Genomic DNA, 17824 nt, shown 5'->3' with positions numbered 1-17824 from the left:
AAGAGGTTGAGGGAAAGCCTAAGACCAAAGAGTTACGGAGGTAAGAGAGGATGATTCTTCCAGCAGGTTACAACGGAATGACTGAACTTGAGGCATATAAGGATTTGCTGCTCACCATTCCAGCCGCAGAGAGAGAATACCGCAAGGCCGAGAAAGAGTTCGTTGCATACCTCGCGAAGGTTAGTGGTGAGAAGGTGTCAACGGTCAGGAAGATTGTTAGAGAAAGCATTCCAACTGACTACGAAGGCTTCGGCAAGGACGGAATGTTGGAGGAAATCCTGAATGAGTTGGGATATGTGCCTCCGCCTGTGATTGACCCGCAGTGGGCATGCCTGAGCCAGGTTGGAATTATTGAAAACCTCTTCAACAATTCCGCCAATCAGGCTCTGTACCTTCGGCGCAAGCAGCACTACCTGAGCCGTGTAGAAGGCTATTTGAACGAAAAACTGTATGGAGGAGGTGAAGGTAGATGAGTAAGTGGAGTGAAGACAAGAGTGGGTTGATGGTTCCGAAAGGACTGGAAAGGCTCACACCTGCGCAGAAGGCGCGGATGACGAAGGCTAAGCCCAATCCTGGACAGATGACCTTGCACCAGGAGTTTCTGAAAGGTGGTGTGCCTCGTAGTCCGTCTCAGATTGTGAATCGAGTAGCGAAGATTGCTGCTGTGCGGGATGGCGGGATGAGCGATAAACAGAAGACTGCTCAGTCTGTCTTGGAGCGCATGGCGCAACGCGAGGAGCAGAGGCAGGCTAAGCGGGAGCGCGCAGCACAGGAGGCGGAGCACAAGTACCAGCAACATCGTGCGGAGAAGAAGGCCGAACACAAGCGAAAAGGACGAGGGAGGTAGAGATGAAGACTTTAGAATTTGTTGAGCAACCAGTGTTGGAGGAAGAGTATGCACGCTATTTGTCTGCGATGAAGGTTGTTGAGAGAGTATTCGGAACTACTAAATCCGAGGTGAAAGGAGAATGCTACGAATTGGGGATATGACGATAAACTTGTTTGCAGCAACGCTGCTGGTCATTGTACTCATTGTGGTACTGGCTTTGCTATACGGCTTCGCCTACGCTCTCGTGACGACGGCAAAGGAGAAGGCACAAGAGTTGATGTTGAAGGCAAAGGACAGCGGGAAGAAGGAAGAACCTATCAGCGAAGTTGAGAAGGTAGAGCAGACCCCCGAAGTGCAAGAAGATGTGTTTGCGGCGTTGGAGGCGCAGATGAGCCAAGAGGCGAAATTCAACGCGGAGTTGCACGGAAAGTTGTCCGAGAAGGAGTTATTGAGTGGCACCGGGTTCACGGAACAGGAGGAGATTGACGCAGTGCAAGAAGAATTGCAGAAGATTATCGAAAGAGGAGGTGATGTGCGATGAGCGGGAAGGATTGGGTTCTGCATAAGAACACACAGGCAGCGCGGCGTGCTCGGTGGTCGCGAGGAGGTGAGGAGCGGCCAACGCTGGCGGCGCTGGACGCTATCGCGGAGGAGAAAGCGCAGGTAGAACGCGAGATTGCCGACGACTTGGCGAGTTCGCACCTGCTGAGGCAGATGGAGGAGTTGCTGTCGCAATGGGATTGACTGTGCTGCAACACGATTGAGGCCCCTGGTACTCGCTACCAGGGGCTTTGTCGTATCCAGTGGATACCCTGCGGCATATGAAACTCTTGGGGATTCTGCTGTTCCTGATGATGGTCGCCACCGGACAACTCAGCGGATGGGTGGTACTCCTGCTCCTGGCACTCTGGCCTGCGTACCGAGTTCTGATTGCGCTTGTGAAGGATTGAGTTGGGTAGTTGCACCTTGCGCCGAAGGTAGTGGATACCTGGTCCGAGGAAGAGCCTCAGACCTAACGATTTGCCCGAGGTGATGGAGATGTTCGACTTTAAGATTACAGGAAAGACGCTGGTAGCAGGCGGTTTGGTCAGCGCGGCGCTCTTTGCGACTGGACTTGCGACCAGTCCCGCGTTCGCGGATGAGGGCTCAGAGTTCAAGGTGAAGGACGACACCGCCGTGTCCTCGCTTGTTCAGAGCAAGGCTGACGATGTGCAGGCGTCCGGCGGACTGCTGACCAGCACCGATAAGGTCATCAGCACGAGCGGACTGATGTTCAAAGAGCCGATTGAGCAGAAGGTGCGTGCTTCCCACTGGCGTGAGGGGATGACACTGGTCACGGCCATTTGCGCTGGTGAGCCGGGTCATGTGGTCACTGTAAAGAGTGACGGCGAGACCTCCGAAGTCTGGCGACCTGCGCCGATGGTCGAAGACATTCCTCTACCCAACTTCAAGAATGAGGTTGAGAGCGCTGTAGGCGCAAAGGTCCAGTCTGGCGGCTGGCCGAACTCGGTACTCGTGAGCCTGCCATTCGACAGTGCCGAATCGTGGTTGCCGAAAATCCACGGTGTGCTCCCGAAGTGCGCTGTAGGCGAGAAGTTCGACGGCTCCACCGCTGTTCAGGCTGATGAGAGCGGTTCTGAGGAGGCTTCCAAGCCCACTGAGACAATGACACAGGAGGAGCGCGACGCGCTGCCCATCTGGGGAGAGTGAGCCACAGAAACCCCCTACACGCCATGTGTAGGGGGTTTCTGCTTGTCCGGAGGTGATGGACTTCGTACGCCTGGCGGGGAGGAGGAACAACCTGCTCAGGCAGCCTGTGACGGCTGCTGCATACCATCGGCGCACACTACTACGAGGGCAAGTTGACGGCGCGAGAATTTTTCGGCACGACAAACCTCTTCGAGGTTCAGGCACTCCGTGCCCGTGTAGTGGTCTCTTTCGTCTGAACTGCGGTAACGCTGTGGCTGGAAAGGCGGGGGTCGCTGGCGCTCCTGGGAGCCTCGCTGTCGCTCGTTCCCGTCTACTCCTGTGGAGAGTTGAGGGAGTAGGTGCAGGTGAGAAGGTAGATGTTGATGTAGAAGTGTCGAACAACCATGTATCGGTAGTAGCCGATGATTGAGTGCGGAAGTCTTGAAGGGTGTTGGAGAAGCCGGTGGCCTCGGCTTTCGGTTCTGTGGAACCTTCCCACCTCGAAAGCAGCACCTTCACAGGTGAGCCGAGTAGTTGTTTTTCTCTGCAAAACTTTCTGAGTATCCCAGAAATTCGGATTATTGACGTTCGGTTAGTTAGACAGTTCTTCCAGTACCTCACCCTTGGGTAGGGCTGCAACCACTCGCAATGTATCTCGCTTGATACTTCGTGTTTAACTTCTCGACAGACTTCTCAGGCCCTCTCTAACAGGGCTACTTCCGATGTACCAACACCGGAGGAGAAGACTTCAAGGCTCATCTCATACCACTACCTATTACTGTGCCTGCTGTCGCGTAACTCCAAACTTGACCACCGAGAAATTGGCGAACCGTAGGGAGCCTGGCCGAAGGCCCTGGCACGAAGTGCCTAACCTCGTAGAGGTTTCGCGCCTCACGGCGACGCTGGCGCTGTTTCGCGTGCGCCCGGTGTATCGGGGCGGATGAGGCGAGAAAGTCGCTCTACGGGGCAAATAGAGGGTAGTGCTGGCGTCAGGGCTGAAATAGGTTCTTCTCGATGTGTTCGGCAATGTCAGTGGCGCGGTATCGGATGCTCCGTCCAAGAGTGACCCAGGGCGGCGGCTCTTCCCGCGTCCTCCATGACCTGAGGGTCTGCTCGGGAACGGCGAGGTAGGCGGCTGCTTCTTTGCTGGTCATCAGCGCCGGAAGGGTAACGGAGACAACGCTTTTCGATGGTGGTAGAGGCTTTGGGGAATCCCTGAGCGCGTATCTCGGTGCCTGCTCACACAACGGGTCGAAGACTATGGTCTCCTCTGCGAGTGCCAACCCTGCGCCTCGCTCCTCTGCCCATTGCTCCATCCTGACGCGCCTACTCGCTGGCGAACCACCGAAGATGAGGGTTGGGTGCAGGCCGTGCCGTTCCAGCGCGGCAGCGAGGATATGGGGCACTCCCTCGGCGTTGCGGTTCAGGGGCGCGCCGATTCCGTATGCCTCCCAGTCGGCCAAGGCAGCGGCGAGGCGTTCCAGGTCTTCGGGCGGTGGGTTGCCCAGCACTCGGACACCGGCGCTGAGGTTCGTCATGTGGTCAGGATAGGGCCTTTTCGAGGCCGGTTGTTGTCATTCTGTTGTCAAACGGCCATCTGCCGCCCTGACAACAAGAAAGCCTCGGCTCGGAAACCGGGGCTGACCTGCTATTTTGTTGGAGCCGCCTGGGAGAATCGAACTCCCGACCTATTCATTACGAGTGAATCGCTCTACCGACTGAGCTAAGGCGGCGTGCTGCCTCTCGGCAGCCTGGATTATGTTACAGACCAGACTGTCGTGGGAGCAAAACGGCTCGCAGATGCTCGAATCGGCGTCTGAATCGGATCAGTCGGTGTTTCGTCGTGAGGTCTCCGACGCGACGAGAGCCCGGCCGTCCGCGTCGGACAGGCCGACGCCGAAGACATCCCGGAGCAGTGTCGGAAGCTCGTCCACCGACACCTCGCGCGAGGCCTGCGTCCCGTCGGGCGCTGCGGTCGTCAGCGTCGAGTCGTCGAGTGTGTGATGAACGTCGACGCCGAACCGTTGGACGAAGGGCCGAGTTACGAACGGGGACCGCGACGACGTCGACACGAAGTGGCTGCCGACCCGGTAGTCGATCGGGAACTGCGGGTTCGTGGTGAACGTATGGCGGTCGATCCACTCGTCGCCCACGCGATGCCACAGGGTCCACCGGTCAGTGCCGAAGACATCGCCGACCGGTTCGGAGGTCAAGCGGAGTCGCCAGCCGTCCTGGTCGACCTCGGTGCCGTCGACCATCTCGATCGGCTCGAGCGGGCCGCGTCCGAATCCGACGTCGCACACGTACCGGCGTCCGCCCGACTCCACGACGATCACCGCGTGCGTCGGTGGGCGCGACGACCAGTCGCCGCCGAGGGTGACCCGTCCACTCAATGCAGTGAACCGGAACCCGATTCGCTCCAGCGCCGCCGCGAACACGGTGACGTGCTCGAAGCAGTAGCCGCCGCGCCGCGAGTCAATCAGCTTGCGCTGCAAGGACTCCAAGGCGAGCGGGATGCTCCGCCCGAGCATGATCTCGAGGTTCTCGAACGGGATCGACGTCGTATGGCCGCGATGCAAGGCCGCGAGAGTGTCGAGCGTCGGTGACGGCTCCCCGGTGAAGCCGATTCGGGCGAGATACGCAGAGAGGTCGAGGTCGTCGCTGTGCCACGGGGTCATGACGTCCATTGTGGGGTCTCGACCGGGGATAGGGTCTCGACTCCGCTCGACCAGCAGAATGGGGCTCGATCGGCGAAGGTGGGTCTCGACTCCGCTCGACCAGCAGAATGGGGCTCGACCAGCAGAATTGGGCTCGGTCGGCGAAGGTGGGTCTCGACTCCGCTCGACCAGCAGAAATGGGCTCGACCAGCAGAATGGGCTCGATCGGCGGAACGAGCGCGACTACTTCGGAACGAGCGCGATTACTTCGTGACGCCCTCGATGCGGGCGGCGGCGGCAACGGCCTCGGCGACGGCGGGGGCCACTCGCGGATCGAGAGGGCTGGGGACGATGTGGTCGGCGGCCAGATCGTCGCCGACGACGCCGAAGATGGCGTCGGCCGCTGCGAGCTTCATGCCCTCGGTGATGCGCCGTGCGTCCGCATCGAGCGCGCCGGCGAACACGCCGGGGAACGCGAGGACGTTGTTGATCTGGTTCGGGAAGTCGCTGCGACCGGTCGCTACGACCGACGCGTACTTCGCTGCGACCTCGGGGTGGATCTCCGGATCCGGGTTCGACAGTGCGAAGACGATCGCACCGTCGTTCATCGATGCGATTGCTTCTTCGGGAACGGTGCCCGCCGAGACGCCGAGGAAGACGTCGGCGCCCGCGAGCGCCTCGGCCGCACCACCTGTCAGCCCGCGCGGATTGGACCATGTCGCGAGAAATGACTTGAACTCGTTGAGGTCCTCGCGGTGACCGCCGATGATCCCCTTCGAATCGAGGATCACGATGTCGGGGACGCCTGCCGCGTGCAGGATCTTGGCGCATGCGACGCCGGCCGCGCCCGCGCCCGAGATGACGATCTTGAGTCCGGAGATGTCCTTGTCGAGGTGGGTCAGCGCACCCTTGAGAGCGGCGAGGACGACGATCGCGGTGCCGTGCTGGTCGTCGTGCATCACCGGGCAGTCGAGTGCTTCGGCCACCCGCCGCTCGATCTCGAAGCACCGCGGAGCCGAGATGTCCTCGAGGTTCACGGCTCCGAAGCTCGGACGCAGGCGGATCAAGGTCTCGACGATCTCGTCGGGGTCGGTCGTGTCGAGCACGATCGGGATCGAGTTGAGGCCCGCGAACGTGCGGAACAGCGCGGACTTGCCCTCCATCACCGGAAGTGACGCGCGGGGTCCGATGTCGCCGAGGCCGAGAACGGCGGTCCCGTCGGAGACGACGGCGACCAGGCGGTCGGTCCACGTGTATTTGTCGACGAGATCGCGGTCCGCGGCGATGGCGCGCGACACCTGGGCGACTCCAGGCGTGTAGGCGATCGACAGGTCGCGCTGCGTGTCGATCGGCGAGCACAGTTCGACCGACAGCTTGCCGCCCTCGTGTGAACGGAAGATCTCCTCATCAGTGATGGGTACGTTCGCGAGGTTCTGGCTTGTCGCGTTGTGGTCGTCTGCCGTGCTCGTCACGCTTACTCCTCGATCTCCGGTGTCGCCGGAACTGCTGGGGTGTGCACTGATTCTGTCATGCGTGACGCAGCGCACGCAGGCCGGTCGCCGGTCTGTGAGAGTTTTACCGAAGAGTAGGACAGAAGTAGTATGCATCTTGTGTCTATGACGTATTCAGCGGCGGATCGGGTGTACGCAGACGTGAAGGAACTCATCCTCACCTGCGAGCTCCCCGGTGGAGAGCTCATCAGCGAGGGCGAGGTCGCGCAGCGGTGCGCGGTGAGCAGGACGCCGGTACGCGAAGCGTTCCTCCGGCTCGCCGCCGAAGGGTGGATGCGGCTGTATCCCAAACGCGGCGCACTGATCATCCCCGTCGGCGACCAGGAGGCTCGCGACGTCGTGGATGCGCGCATCCTCGTCGAGTCGCACGCGGTGCACTCGGTGGCAGCGCGACCAACGGTGCTCGCCGACCTCGTCGCTCAACTCGACGCGAACCGCACGGTGCATCGAGCCACTGACCCGTCCGAAGCGGCCGAGTTCGCCCGGCTCGACGCGCAGTTCCACCAGTTGATCGTGGCCACGGACGGCAACTCGCTCCTCGGCGACTTCTACACGTCGCTGGGCGAACGGCAGCGCCGGATGACCGCAGCGCGACTGCATCTCGGACCGGAGATCGCCGACCGGATCCACGCCGATCACGCAGCACTGGCAGCGGCGATCGGCGACGGCGACGCCGACGGGTTCACCGATCTGCTCGCGACCCACCTCGCAGGCGTCCACGACGTCGAACGAACGAGTCGGTACCGAACCAGAGACAACGCTGACCGGGCAGAGAAGAACGGGGGACACCGATGAGCACGCTCCGCACAGCAGGCTGGCCTGCCGTCTGCCTCGCCGTCTTCGCCGCGGCCTGGGGCGGCAACGAGTTCACCCCGCTGCTGGTCATGTACCGCACCACCACCGACATCTCGCCGGTCGTCGTCGACGCTCTCCTGTTCACCTACGTTCTGGGCATCGTCCCGGCTCTGTTGATCGGCGGTCCGTTGTCGGACCGGTATGGACGTCGGCCACTGATGCTGCCGTCCCCGGTGATCGCCGCGGTCGGCTCGGCGCTCCTCGCCGCCGGATCCGATTCCGTACCGCTGCTGGTGGTCGGACGCGTCGCCAGCGGTGTGGCGTTGGGTCTGGCGATGGCCGTCGGCGGCAGTTGGATCAAGGAGCTCTCCGATGTGAACGGCGCCAGCGCGACAGCGGGTGCACGACGCGCCGCATTGAGCCTCACCGCAGGCTTCGGTGTCGGCGCGGGCGTCGCCGCGATCCTGGCCCAGTGGGCGCCGTGGCCGGGGCAGCTCTCGTACCTGATCAACATCGTGCTGTCCGGCGTCGCCTTCGCAGCGTTGGTGCGTGCGCCGGAGTCGCATGCACCGCGCGACACAGGTCGCAGCCTGGGGCAGGACCTGCGGATCCGGTCGGCACGGCACCCGCGCTTCTGGCTGCTCGTCGCGCCCGTCGCGCCCTGGGTGTTCGGCGCGTGCGCCGTCGCCTACGCGGTGATCCCTGCATTCATGACGGACGAGACGTCGAGCTGGTCGATCGCGTTCGCTGGACTGTGCTGCGTCGTCGGCCTCGCCGCAGGCTTCCTGATCCAGACGCTGGGCAAACGACTCGACAAGCCGGGTTCGCCCCGCACCGGTGTCTTCGCGCTGCTGTTCGTCGCCGTCGGACTCGGCACGTCCATCCTGGCCGCGTCCACCCACATGGTGGCGTTGGCGCTGATCTCGGCTGCCGTCCTCGGCTGCGGATACGGCATGGCCCTGATCTCCGGTCTGCTCGAAGTGCAGCGGATCGCTCGGCCGGACGAGCTCGCCGGACTGACGGCGGTCTTCTACGGACTCACCTACCTCGGGTTCGCGTCACCGGCCATCATCGCTGCGGTCATGGAGCGCTTCGATTCGGTCGGCTACGGCGAGGCGTTCGGGTTCGGCATCGCGATGGCGCTTCTCGCAGTGGTCGTGATGGTGGTCGGCAACCGCACTCGGATCGCGGGGCCGCACACCATGCGGAGCCAGATCACGGACGTCGAGTTGACGCACGACGACGCGGCTGCGAACCGCTGACGGTCAGAACGCGCCCGGCCTTACTCGTCCACGTCGGGGAAGCCATTCGGGTTCTTCGACTGCCAGCGCCACGTGTCCTCGCACATGTCGTCGATGGTGCGGGTCGCGCGCCAACCCAGTTCGGCGTTGGCCTTCGACGGGTCGGCCCAGTACGCGGGCAGGTCGCCTGCGCGGCGCGGGAGCACCTCGTACGGGATGTCGCGGCCGCTGGCTTGCGCGAACGAGGCGACCACCTCGAGTACTGACGATGCGTGGCCGCTACCGAGATTCCACACCGACAGCGCGTCGTCGCTCGCCGTGATCTTCTCGAGTGCGGCGAGGTGCCCGGCCGCGAGATCTTCGACATGGATGTAGTCGCGGACGCCGGTGCCGTCAGGAGTGTCGTAGTCGTCGCCGAACACCGACAGCTTCTCGCGGCGCCCGACGGCGACCTGCGCGACGAACGGCATCAGGTTGTTGGGCTTGCCGCTCGGGTCCTCCCCGATCTCGCCGCTCGCATGCGCGCCGACCGGGTTGAAATAGCGCAGGATCGCGATGCGCCAGGAGTCGTCGGCGGCTGCCAGATCGCGCAGCACCTGCTCGATCATCACCTTGGTCCAGCCGTACGGGTTGGTCGCAGACGTCGGCATGTCCTCGGTGCGTTCGCGGACCGGGTTCTCGCCGTACACCGTTGCCGACGACGAGAACACGAAGGTGCGCACGCCGTGCTGGTTCATGGCATTGAGCACCGAGAAGGCCGTGTCGAGGTTGTTCCGGTAGTAGGCGAGTGGCTCAGCGACTGATTCGCCGACGGCCTTGAACCCGGCGAAATGGATGACGGCGTCGATCTGCTCCTCAGCGAAGACTCGCTCGGTCGCCAGTGGGTCGGTCAAGTCCACCGTGTACACGGTGACGGGCTCGCCGGAGAGCGCCACCAAGCGCTTCACGATGCTCGGCTTGGCGTTGCTGAAATCGTCGGCGATCACGACCTCGTGCCCGGCAGCCTGAAGCTGCAGGACGGTGTGAGAGCCGATGTAGCCGGCTCCGCCGGTGACGAGAACTCGCATCAGATCTCCGATCCTTCTCGGTCGATGACGGTCTGGGTCTGTGCATACGACGCTTCCACACCGTCCTTGACGGGCACCCACCAGTCGCTGTGCGTTCGGTACCAGTCGACGGTCGCGGCCAGACCGGACGCGAAATCCGTGTAGCGGGGCGTCCACCCGAGTTCAGTGCGCAGCCGCGACGAGTCGATCGCGTACCGGCGGTCGTGCCCGGCCCGGTCGGTGACGAAGTCGAACGCGTCGCGCGGCTGCCCGAGGCACTCGAGGATGGACTCGACGACCGTCCGGTTGTCGACCTCGCCGTCGGCCCCGATCAAGTACGTCTCGCCCGGCAGGCCGCGGTCGATGATCGTCCACACGGCGTCGTTGTGGTCGTCGACGTGAATCCAGTCGCGGACGTTGCGGCCGTCGCCGTAGAGCTTCGGTCGGACACCGGTCAACACATTGGTGATCTGTCGGGGAATGAACTTCTCGACGTGCTGGTATGGCCCGTAGTTGTTGCTGCAGTTCGAGATGGTCGCGACTACCCCGAATGAGCGGACCCACGCACGTACGAGCAGGTCGCTGCCCGCCTTCGTCGAACTGTAAGGGCTCGAGGGGTTGTACGCGGTCTGCTCGGTGAACCGTGCCGGGTCGTCGAGATCGAGGTCGCCGTACACCTCGTCGGTGCTCACATGATGGAGCCGAACACCGTGCCTGCGCACGGATTCGAGCAGGGTGTACGTGCCGACGAGGTTCGTCTGCACGAACGACGACGGATCGGCGAGAGAATTGTCGTTGTGCGACTCCGCCGCGAAGTTCACCACCAGGTTCGATGCGGCGACCAATGGGTCGACGTCGGCGGGGTCGGCGATGTCGCCGCGGACCACACGGACTCGGTCGGACACGGGCTCCAACGTCGCCGCGTTCGCCGCATACGTGAACTTGTCGAGCACCGTGATCGTCGTGTCGAGGCGAGTCGCGAGAGTGCGGAGCACGAAGTTCGCGCCGATGAATCCGGCGCCACCGGTCACGAGGACTCGCATGGGCACTCCTTCTGTCGGGTCTCGACTTCGCTCGACCGGCGGGGACGGCTCGACCGGCGGGGACGGCTCGACCGGCGGAGGGGCTCGACCAGCGGTGATCAGTGGGCGGGTCCACTCTACCGATAGGGTCGTCATATGCGCGGAATCATCCTCGCGGGCGGTACGGGCTCGCGGCTGCACCCGATCACGCAGGGCGTGAGCAAACAGTTGGTGCCCGTGTACGACAAGCCGATGATCTACTACCCGCTGTCGACCTTGATGTTGGCGGGAGTCCGCGACGTCCTGGTGGTCACGGCTCCACAGGACCGGTCGTCGTTCGAGCATCTGCTCGGCGACGGCTCACAGTTCGGCATCGACATCACCTACACCGTCCAGCCCGAACCGGAGGGGCTGGCGCAGGCGTTCGTGCTCGGTGCCGACCATATCGGCGACGACACCGCGGCGCTTGTCCTCGGCGACAACATCTTCTACGGACCCGGTCTCGGTAATCAGTTGCGCGGCTTCGGCGAGGTCGACGGCGGCGCGATCTTCGCCTACCGGGTCGCCGACCCGTCGGCATACGGTGTCGTCGAATTCGACGAGGAGGGACGTGCGATCTCGCTGGAGGAGAAGCCTGCGCGCCCAGCGTCGCGGTACGCCGTGCCCGGCCTTTACTTCTACGACAACGACGTCGTCGAGATCGCTCGGAACTTAGCGCCGTCGGCGCGCGGCGAGTACGAGATCACCGACGTCAACGCCGAGTATCTGCGACGCGACAGACTCCATGTCACAGTGCTGCAGCGCGGCACGGCCTGGCTCGACACCGGTACGTTCGACTCCCTTCTGGACGCGAGCAACTTCGTTCGGACCGTCGAACAACGGCAAGGCCTCAAGATCGCCGTACCCGAGGAGATCGCCTGGCGTTTGGGCTACATCGATGACGCGAGGCTACGCGACCTCGCGCAGCCGCTGGTCAAATCCGGTTACGGGGCATACCTTTTCGATCTTCTCGACCGCGGACGGGAGCTGTAAACGCCATGAAGGCACGACCTCTGAGTATCGAGGGTGCGTGGGAGTTCACGCCCGTCCAGCACGGCGACGACCGTGGTGTCTTTCTCGAAGCGTTCAAGGCCGACGTCCTCGCGGAGGCAATCGGAGACCGCTTCGAGCTGGCGCAGGTGAACACGTCGGTCTCCGCTGCGGGGGTGGTGCGCGGCATCCATTTCGCCGACGTCCCGCCGGGGCAGGCGAAGTATGTGACGTGCACGGTGGGAGCCATCGTCGACGTGATCGTCGACATCCGAGAAGGCTCGCCGACCTTCGGACAGTGGGACACCGTCCTCCTCGACGACCGCGACCGCAGGGCCGTCTATCTCGCCGAAGGCCTCGGCCATGGATTCTGCTCGCTGCAGGACGGCTCGACAGTCACCTATCTCTGCTCGACGGGGTACCGTCCGAGCGCCGAGCACGGAGTGAACCCGTTGGACGACGATCTGGGCATCGAGTGGCCGACGCTCGCCCGCGACGGCACACCGCTCGAGTACGAACTCTCCGTTAAAGACACGGCGGCGCCGTCGCTCGTGCAGGCCCTGGCGGACGGACTGCTGCCGAGTTTTACAGGCTCGGGTACGGGGGAAGCTCCGGTGTGAACAACCAGTCGCGCCAGAGGTCCTGTAGGGGCTCCGAGGTGAAGGTCGATGCGAGAGCGATGAAGTCCTCGGTGGTCGCACACTGGTAGCGATACTTGTCGGTCCATCGGCGTAGCAGGGCGAAGAAGTCGCCGTCGCCGAGACGCAGACGCAGGGCGTGCAGGGTGAGGGCTCCGCGCTTGTAGACCCAGTCGTCGAACATCGTGCGGGTGCCCGGGTCGGCCAGCGGTGTGGAGAAGCGCGTCTGCTGCAGCTTCTCGTAGTAATGGTGACTCCACTCGTCGGCCGATCGCCCACCGCCGTGCTGGCTCCACAACCACTCGGCGTAGCAAGCGAACCCCTCGTGCAACCAGATGTCCCGCCAGCGCGCACCGGTCACCGCATTGCCGAACCACTGATGAGCAAGCTCGTGCGCGATCAAACGCTCGTGACCGAGGGTTCCGTCGCAATGATTGGCTCCGAACGTGGAGAACCCCTGTGCCTCCAGCGGGATCTCGAGCTCATCTTCGGTGACGACGGCGGTGTACTGGGGAAACGGGTACGGGCCGAACATCTCGGTGAAGGCGGTGACCATCGCGACCTGTCGAGCAAAGCTCACGTCGAAGTTCGTCATCAGCGCCGACGGAACCAGCGCATGTACGGGCACCGGGCGCGTCGCCAACGTGCGGTGCTCGTATTGTCCGATCTGAATGGAGGCGAGATAGGTCGACATCGGCTCGACCTGGTCGTACGTCCACGTCGTCTGCCCCGCACTGCGCTGTGTGGACGCGAGCCGCCCGTTCGCGAGCGCGTAGTACGGGCTGTCGGTGCTGATCTCGAAGCGGAACGACGCCTTCGCTTCGGGGTGATCGTCGCACGGGAACCACGACGGCGCGCCGTTCGGCTGGTTCGCGCACAAGGCGCCGTTGTCGAGCTCCTCCCAGCCGACGTCGCCGAACGGGCTGCGAACGGGACGCGGCGTGCCGCCGTATCGGACGACCGTCGAGACCACACCGCCGGGCGGGATCGGCGAGCTGGGTGTGATGGTCAGCTTTCCACCGCGATGGGAGTAGCGGACCCGAGAGCCGTTGACCGTCACTCGGTCCACACGCATCGAGGTGGCGAGATCGAGCGCGAAGCGTGTCAACTGCTGGTACGACGTCGCGGTGATCGTCGCCGTACCGGACAGTCGGTTGCTCGAGACGCGATAGCCGAGGGCGAGGTCGTACCGCGAGATTCGGTAGCCGAGATTTCCGCTGCGAGGCATGTACGGGTCGAGCTCGTGGTGACCGCCCGGCAGGGTCGGCTCCTGCGGTTTCGATTTGCTCGGCACTACCTCTCCGTCTGTCGCTCGCGTACGTCGATAACCTTACCGGTGGGCGTCCGCGACGGCTCGGCGAACACCGTCGCTACGCGGTCTTCCGTGAATCGAGGACCTCAGATGCGGGGTGTCCAGGGCGCGATCGGGTTTCCCTGCCACGTGGTGTGGGCGGGGACGACGTCGCCGCGCATGATCAGCGAGGCGGGGCCGACGGTCGCCGACTCGCCGACACCCGATGCAGGCAGCGCGACGCAGTGCGGTCCCAGAGAGGCTCCGTCGCCGATCCGCACGTGGTCGATCGCCATCACCCGGTCGTGGAACAGGTGCGTCTGGACGACGCATCCGCGCTGCACGTTGGCACCGTCGCCGAGTTCGACGAGGTCGGCTTCGGGAAGCCAGTACGACTCGCACCAGACGCCCTTGCCGATGTTCGCGCCCAACGACCGCAGCCACACGGTGAGCGCCGGGGTGCCGGTCGCGGCGTTCGCGAACCACGGCGCGGCGACTGTCTCGACGAACGCGTCCGACAACTCGTTGCGCCACACGAACGAACTCCAGAGCGGGTGCTCGGACGGACGGATCGGTCCGACGACGACCCACTTGGCGACGCACGCCACGAGGCCCGCGACGCCGCCCGCCGCCAACAGGATCAGACCGCTCAGAAGCATTGCCACGATCACGCCCCACTTGTCGGCGGCGATCTGCATCGCGAACAGCACGCTGACACCGATCAGGAAGGACACCATCACCGCGGCCACCCGCAACGTCTCGACCGTCGCGCGTGCCGCCTTGACGCCCAACCCCGGAGCGAAGGTGCGCGCCGAGTCGGTCTCTGCGGCGGTACGGCGCAACCGGACCGGTGGGCTGCCCAGCCAACTCGACCCGCTCTTGGCCTTACGCGGCGCCGCGGACAGCACGGCGACGAGCCCATTCTTCGGAAGCTTCCGGTCCGGGCCGATCATGCCGGAGTTCCCGAGGAACGCTCGCTTGCCGATCTTCGCCTCGCCGATCCGCATCCAGCCACCGCCCAACTCGTACGACGCGACGAGCGTGTCGTCGGCGAGGAACGAGTAGTCGCCGACAGTGGTGAACTTCGGGATCACCAGCGCCGTCGATATCTCGGCGCTCTTGCCGATCGATGCGCCCAACGCGCGGAACCACCACGGGGTCAACAGACTTGCGTACAGCGGGAACAGATAGGTGCGGGCCGCGTCCATCATCCGTTCGGTCGCCCACACCTGCCAGCCGATCCGAGATCGGACGGGGTGGGTTCCCGGCGCCATCTTGATCGACGCCAGCCGAACGCCGATCAGGGTGAGAACGGCGAATGCGGCCATTGCGGCGAGCGCGCCGACGGGAGCGAGCGCGAGCATCCGCCAGGTCGCGGTGCGCAGCCGGTCGGCCGAGATCGCCCAACTGCCGGCGACAGCGAGACCGGCCGCCAGCGACACGAGGGGGACGGCGGAGATCGCGAACGCGGTGAGGCCGTACACCCCGACCCACCACGGACGGGACTTCGGGCGCTGCGACGGCCAGTCCGGTTTCGCCTTGCCGAGCTTCTGCGCCGGTGATCCGCCCCAGCGTTGGCGAGCCTTCACCTTTCCGAGGACCGCGGACCCGGGATCGACGATCGCGTCACGTCCGATGACCGCGCCCGGAAGCAGCGTCGAACGTCTGCCGACGGTGGCACCCGGCTTCACCGTGATCTCGCCGATCACCAGCACGTCGCCGTCGAGCCACCAGCCTGCGAGATCGACTTCGGGTTCGATCGCCGCGCCGTCGCCGATACGCAGCAGTCCGGTCACCGGAGGCAGCGAATGCAGGTCGACGCCGTCGCCGATCTGCGCGCCCAGCGCTCGCGCGAGGGTCGGCATCCACGGTGCGCCCGACAGGTTGTGGGCGCCACTGGCCGCCATCAACCGCTCGGCGCCCCACAGTCGCAGGTGCACGGCGCCGCCGCGCGGATACCGCCCAGCGGTGACCTTCGACAGCAGCAGTCGCGCGCCGACAGCGGCGATCACCATGCGGCCGAGCGGGGTCACGAACACGAGGAATGCGGCGAGCAGAGCCCACCAGTTGACGTCGGTGAGCCACGGAGCGTCATAGCCGAGCCAGTCGGCGACACGGGCACCGACATTGTTCGCCACACCCAGCCACGTGACCCATTGGGCGCCGGTCAGGGTCGCGAGCGGAATCGATGCGACGGTTTGCGCGAGACCGGTCGAGAACGGGACCGGCGCCACCTCGCGCGGCACGACGGCGGCCGACGGGTCGAGCGCATCGAGCATCTCGGCCAACGAGCCCAGGCGCGGATGGTCGTACAGGTCGGCGACGGTGACCTCGGGATAGCGGGCGCGCAGCGCCGTCACCAGCTGCGCCGCCGAGAGCGAACCCCCGCCCTCGGCGAAGAAGTCGGCGCTCGAGTTCGATACGTCGACACCCAACACCGCAGACCATTGTCGGGCGACCCATTTCTCGGTGCCCGACAGGTCGGACGGCTCGTCGCCGGAATCGGCTCCTGCGATCGGCCACGGGAGTGCGTCGCGGTCGACCTTGCCGGAGGTCCGGGTCGGCAGTTCCTCCATCAGGACCAGACGTGGTACCAGGGCCGCGGGCAGCTCCTCGCGCAGCGTCGACTGTGCGGCGGCGACGTCGAAGTCGGGGTGGGTCGAGGCGAGATAGCCGACCAGGAACGCGTTGCCCGACGGTGTCTTGCGGACTGCGACCGCCGCGCCCGAGACACCCGCGAGGTTCTGCAGGGCGTTGTCGATCTCCCCGAGCTCGATGCGTCGCCCACCGATCTTCACCTGGTCGTCGGCTCGACCGACGAACAGCAGGCCCGCGCTGTCGAGCCTGACGATATCGCCGCTGCGGTAAGCTCGATCCCAACCGAGTGTCGTTGCGGGAGCGTACTTCTCGGCGTCCTTGACGGGGTCCAGGTAACGAGCCAACCCGACGCCGCCGATCACGAGTTCCCCGGACTCGCCCTCGGCGACCGGTCGGCCCTCGGCGTCTACGACGGCCAGATCCCACCCGATCAACGGGAGTCCGATCCGGACAGGTTCGCCGCGGCGCAGCGGGGCGGCGCAGGCGACCACGGTGGCTTCCGTGGGGCCGTACGTGTTCCACACCTCGCGGTCGTCGGTGGCCAGCCGATCGGCCAACTCCGGCGGGCACGCTTCGCCGCCGAAGATCAGCAGCCGGACCATCTCCAGCGCTTCGGCAGGCCACATCGATGCGAGGGTCGGGACCGTCGACACGACGTTGATATCGCGTTTGACCAGCCACGGACCCAAGTCCATACCCGAGCGGACGAGGGCTCGCGGCGCCGGTACCAGACAGGCACCGCTGCGCCACGCCAACCACATCTCTTCGCACGACGCGTCGAACGCGACCGACAGGCCGGCCAGCACCCGGTCGCCGGGACCCAACGGTGCGTCCTGCAGGAACAGGGCGGCCTCGGCGTCGACGAAGGCTGCGGCATTGCGGTGAGTGACCGCGACGCCCTTCGGCTTACCCGTCGAGCCGGACGTGAAGATGATCCACGCGTCGTCCGCCGTCGTCGCGGGTGAGGTCCCCACGGGTGACACACTGCCGGGTGTTGCCGGACCGTCCCACTGCGCAGTCGCTTCGCGACCGGTCTGCCGGTGGATACCGTCGGCGTCGATGATCGCGTCGACATCGGCCTCGCCGAAGACCAGGTGGGCGCGCTCGTCCGGGTCGTCCGCGTCCACGGGGACGTAGGCGGCCCCGACCCACAGCGTCGCAAGGATCGCGATGTACAGGTCACGGTTGCCCGACGGCATACGGATCCCGACGCGATGGCCGCGGCCGACGCCGATCGCCGACAGTCGGCCGCCAACGCGGCGGACCAGAGCGATGAGTTCTGAATAGGTGACGAGGCGGTCGCCGTCGTCGATGGCGGGACTGTCCGGATGGGCGTGCGCGGTCTCCGCGAGAACGTCGCAGAGGGTGCGAGGTCGCGGTGCCCGGTCGGCGAGAAGATAAGCCGCGGGAATCGGCACGGGGAGTCCTCCGGAGAGCTGTTCGAGGCAGTGACACGCCGCGCGGTCCGGCGCGACAGA

17 protein-coding genes and 1 tRNA gene are annotated in these 17824 nt (G+C 64.7%); 10 read left to right on the top strand and 8 right to left on the bottom strand.

Annotation, left to right across the window (positions count from 1 at the left end; translation table 11 throughout):
* The first annotated feature begins 50 nt into the window (after positions 1–50).
* The 6 genes from ACTIMF_RS06760 to ACTIMF_RS06735 all read left to right on the top strand — a co-directional run bounded on the left by ACTIMF_RS06760 (position 51) and on the right by ACTIMF_RS06735 (position 2539).
* Positions 51–473 (top strand): hypothetical protein, encoded by a 423-nt coding sequence (locus tag ACTIMF_RS06760; protein WP_442349518.1) that lies wholly within the window; start codon positions 51–53, stop codon positions 471–473.
* A complete protein-coding gene (locus tag ACTIMF_RS06755) occupies positions 470–847 on the top strand; it encodes a hypothetical protein (protein WP_442349517.1) in 378 nt (125 codons plus the stop codon). The genes ACTIMF_RS06760 and ACTIMF_RS06755 overlap by 4 nt, the downstream gene beginning before the upstream one ends.
* Before the next feature lie 139 nt (positions 848–986).
* Entirely contained in the window at positions 987–1370 is a 384-nt protein-coding gene (locus ACTIMF_RS06750; RefSeq protein ID WP_442349516.1) for a hypothetical protein, read from the top strand.
* Positions 1367–1573, top strand: coding sequence for a hypothetical protein (locus ACTIMF_RS06745; RefSeq protein ID WP_442349515.1), 207 nt, complete (start codon positions 1367–1369; stop codon positions 1571–1573). The genes ACTIMF_RS06750 and ACTIMF_RS06745 overlap by 4 nt, the downstream gene beginning before the upstream one ends.
* 77 nt (positions 1574–1650) lie before the next feature.
* Positions 1651–1779, top strand: a complete 129-nt coding sequence (locus tag ACTIMF_RS06740; RefSeq protein ID WP_442349514.1) for a hypothetical protein — start codon at positions 1651–1653, stop codon at positions 1777–1779.
* Positions 1780–1861: 82 nt separating this feature from the next.
* Positions 1862–2539, top strand: a complete 678-nt coding sequence (locus ACTIMF_RS06735) for a hypothetical protein (protein WP_442349513.1) — start codon at positions 1862–1864, stop codon at positions 2537–2539.
* A gap of 968 nt (positions 2540–3507) precedes the next feature.
* Here the strand turns inward: ACTIMF_RS06735 and ACTIMF_RS06730 are convergent.
* The 4 genes from ACTIMF_RS06730 to ACTIMF_RS06715 form a co-directional block, all read right to left on the bottom strand.
* Positions 3508–4056 (bottom strand): helix-turn-helix domain-containing protein, encoded by a 549-nt coding sequence (locus ACTIMF_RS06730; RefSeq protein ID WP_442349512.1) that lies wholly within the window; start codon positions 4054–4056, stop codon positions 3508–3510.
* 119 nt (positions 4057–4175) lie between these two features.
* Positions 4176–4251 (bottom strand) — tRNA-Thr (locus tag ACTIMF_RS06725).
* A 93-nt stretch (positions 4252–4344) separates the two neighbouring features.
* Positions 4345–5196, bottom strand: a complete 852-nt coding sequence (locus ACTIMF_RS06720) for an arylamine N-acetyltransferase family protein (RefSeq protein WP_442349511.1) — start codon at positions 5194–5196, stop codon at positions 4345–4347.
* A 242-nt stretch (positions 5197–5438) separates the two neighbouring features.
* A complete protein-coding gene (locus ACTIMF_RS06715; RefSeq protein WP_442349510.1) occupies positions 5439–6647 on the bottom strand; it encodes an NAD(P)-dependent malic enzyme in 1209 nt (402 codons plus the stop codon).
* A gap of 144 nt (positions 6648–6791) precedes the next feature.
* Between ACTIMF_RS06715 and ACTIMF_RS06710 the strand changes: the two genes are divergently transcribed.
* Both ACTIMF_RS06710 and ACTIMF_RS06705 read left to right on the top strand, forming a co-directional pair.
* On the top strand, positions 6792–7481 hold the full coding sequence (locus ACTIMF_RS06710; RefSeq protein WP_442349509.1) for a GntR family transcriptional regulator: 690 nt from the start codon (positions 6792–6794) through the stop codon (positions 7479–7481).
* Positions 7478–8743 (top strand): MFS transporter, encoded by a 1266-nt coding sequence (locus ACTIMF_RS06705; RefSeq protein WP_442349508.1) that lies wholly within the window; start codon positions 7478–7480, stop codon positions 8741–8743. The genes ACTIMF_RS06710 and ACTIMF_RS06705 overlap by 4 nt, the downstream gene beginning before the upstream one ends.
* Positions 8744–8763: 20 nt before the next feature.
* Here ACTIMF_RS06705 and galE read toward each other — a convergent pair whose 3' ends face one another.
* Both galE and rfbB read right to left on the bottom strand, forming a co-directional pair.
* Positions 8764–9789, bottom strand: a complete 1026-nt coding sequence (gene galE, locus ACTIMF_RS06700) for a UDP-glucose 4-epimerase GalE (protein ID WP_442349507.1) — start codon at positions 9787–9789, stop codon at positions 8764–8766.
* A complete protein-coding gene (rfbB, locus tag ACTIMF_RS06695; protein WP_442349506.1) occupies positions 9789–10811 on the bottom strand; it encodes a dTDP-glucose 4,6-dehydratase in 1023 nt (340 codons plus the stop codon). Before rfbB ends, galE begins: the two co-directional genes overlap by 1 nt.
* A 135-nt stretch (positions 10812–10946) precedes the next feature.
* On the opposite strand from rfbB, the gene rfbA reads away from it, so the two are divergent.
* Together rfbA and ACTIMF_RS06685 are read left to right on the top strand one after the other, a co-directional pair.
* Complete coding sequence (gene rfbA / locus ACTIMF_RS06690; RefSeq protein ID WP_442349505.1) at positions 10947–11822, top strand: glucose-1-phosphate thymidylyltransferase RfbA; 876 nt, start codon at positions 10947–10949, stop codon at positions 11820–11822.
* A 5-nt stretch (positions 11823–11827) separates the two neighbouring features.
* The gene (locus ACTIMF_RS06685) at positions 11828–12439 is read left to right on the top strand and encodes a dTDP-4-dehydrorhamnose 3,5-epimerase family protein (protein ID WP_442349504.1); all 612 of its coding nucleotides are present in this window, start codon (positions 11828–11830) and stop codon (positions 12437–12439) included.
* On the opposite strand, the gene ACTIMF_RS06680 is transcribed toward ACTIMF_RS06685, so the two are convergent.
* Together ACTIMF_RS06680 and ACTIMF_RS06675 are read right to left on the bottom strand one after the other, a co-directional pair.
* Complete coding sequence (locus tag ACTIMF_RS06680; protein WP_442349561.1) at positions 12405–13685, bottom strand: M1 family metallopeptidase; 1281 nt, start codon at positions 13683–13685, stop codon at positions 12405–12407. The genes ACTIMF_RS06685 and ACTIMF_RS06680 overlap by 35 nt on opposite strands.
* A 170-nt stretch (positions 13686–13855) precedes the next feature.
* On the bottom strand, positions 13856–17764 hold the full coding sequence (locus ACTIMF_RS06675; protein WP_442349503.1) for a Pls/PosA family non-ribosomal peptide synthetase: 3909 nt from the start codon (positions 17762–17764) through the stop codon (positions 13856–13858).
* Between the last annotated feature and the right edge of the window lie 60 nt (positions 17765–17824).

Origin of the sequence: Gordonia sp. (in: high G+C Gram-positive bacteria) (assembly GCF_052106715.1) — a bacterium.
Classification (GTDB): Bacteria; Actinomycetota; Actinomycetes; order Mycobacteriales; family Mycobacteriaceae; genus Gordonia.
The sequence above is the reverse complement of the archived record's forward strand: the minus strand, read 5'-3'. Positions and strand labels throughout refer to the sequence as shown.

Coding starts and splice junctions, on each gene's coding strand:
- ACTIMF_RS06710 (WP_442349509.1), top strand. CDS start 6,792: ATGACGTATTCAGCGGCGGATCGGGTGTACGCAGACGTGAAGGAACTC.
- ACTIMF_RS06760 (WP_442349518.1), top strand. CDS start 51: ATGATTCTTCCAGCAGGTTACAACGGAATGACTGAACTTGAGGCATAT.
- ACTIMF_RS06680 (WP_442349561.1), bottom strand. CDS start 13,685: ATGCCTCGCAGCGGAAATCTCGGCTACCGAATCTCGCGGTACGACCTC.
- ACTIMF_RS06750 (WP_442349516.1), top strand. CDS start 987: ATGACGATAAACTTGTTTGCAGCAACGCTGCTGGTCATTGTACTCATT.
- ACTIMF_RS06685 (WP_442349504.1), top strand. CDS start 11,828: ATGAAGGCACGACCTCTGAGTATCGAGGGTGCGTGGGAGTTCACGCCC.
- rfbA (WP_442349505.1), top strand. CDS start 10,947: ATGCGCGGAATCATCCTCGCGGGCGGTACGGGCTCGCGGCTGCACCCG.
- ACTIMF_RS06735 (WP_442349513.1), top strand. CDS start 1,862: ATGGAGATGTTCGACTTTAAGATTACAGGAAAGACGCTGGTAGCAGGC.
- ACTIMF_RS06755 (WP_442349517.1), top strand. CDS start 470: ATGAGTAAGTGGAGTGAAGACAAGAGTGGGTTGATGGTTCCGAAAGGA.
- ACTIMF_RS06745 (WP_442349515.1), top strand. CDS start 1,367: ATGAGCGGGAAGGATTGGGTTCTGCATAAGAACACACAGGCAGCGCGG.
- galE (WP_442349507.1), bottom strand. CDS start 9,789: ATGCGAGTTCTCGTCACCGGCGGAGCCGGCTACATCGGCTCTCACACC.
- ACTIMF_RS06730 (WP_442349512.1), bottom strand. CDS start 4,056: ATGACGAACCTCAGCGCCGGTGTCCGAGTGCTGGGCAACCCACCGCCC.
- ACTIMF_RS06740 (WP_442349514.1), top strand. CDS start 1,651: ATGAAACTCTTGGGGATTCTGCTGTTCCTGATGATGGTCGCCACCGGA.
- rfbB (WP_442349506.1), bottom strand. CDS start 10,811: ATGCGAGTCCTCGTGACCGGTGGCGCCGGATTCATCGGCGCGAACTTC.
- ACTIMF_RS06705 (WP_442349508.1), top strand. CDS start 7,478: ATGAGCACGCTCCGCACAGCAGGCTGGCCTGCCGTCTGCCTCGCCGTC.
- ACTIMF_RS06720 (WP_442349511.1), bottom strand. CDS start 5,196: ATGACCCCGTGGCACAGCGACGACCTCGACCTCTCTGCGTATCTCGCC.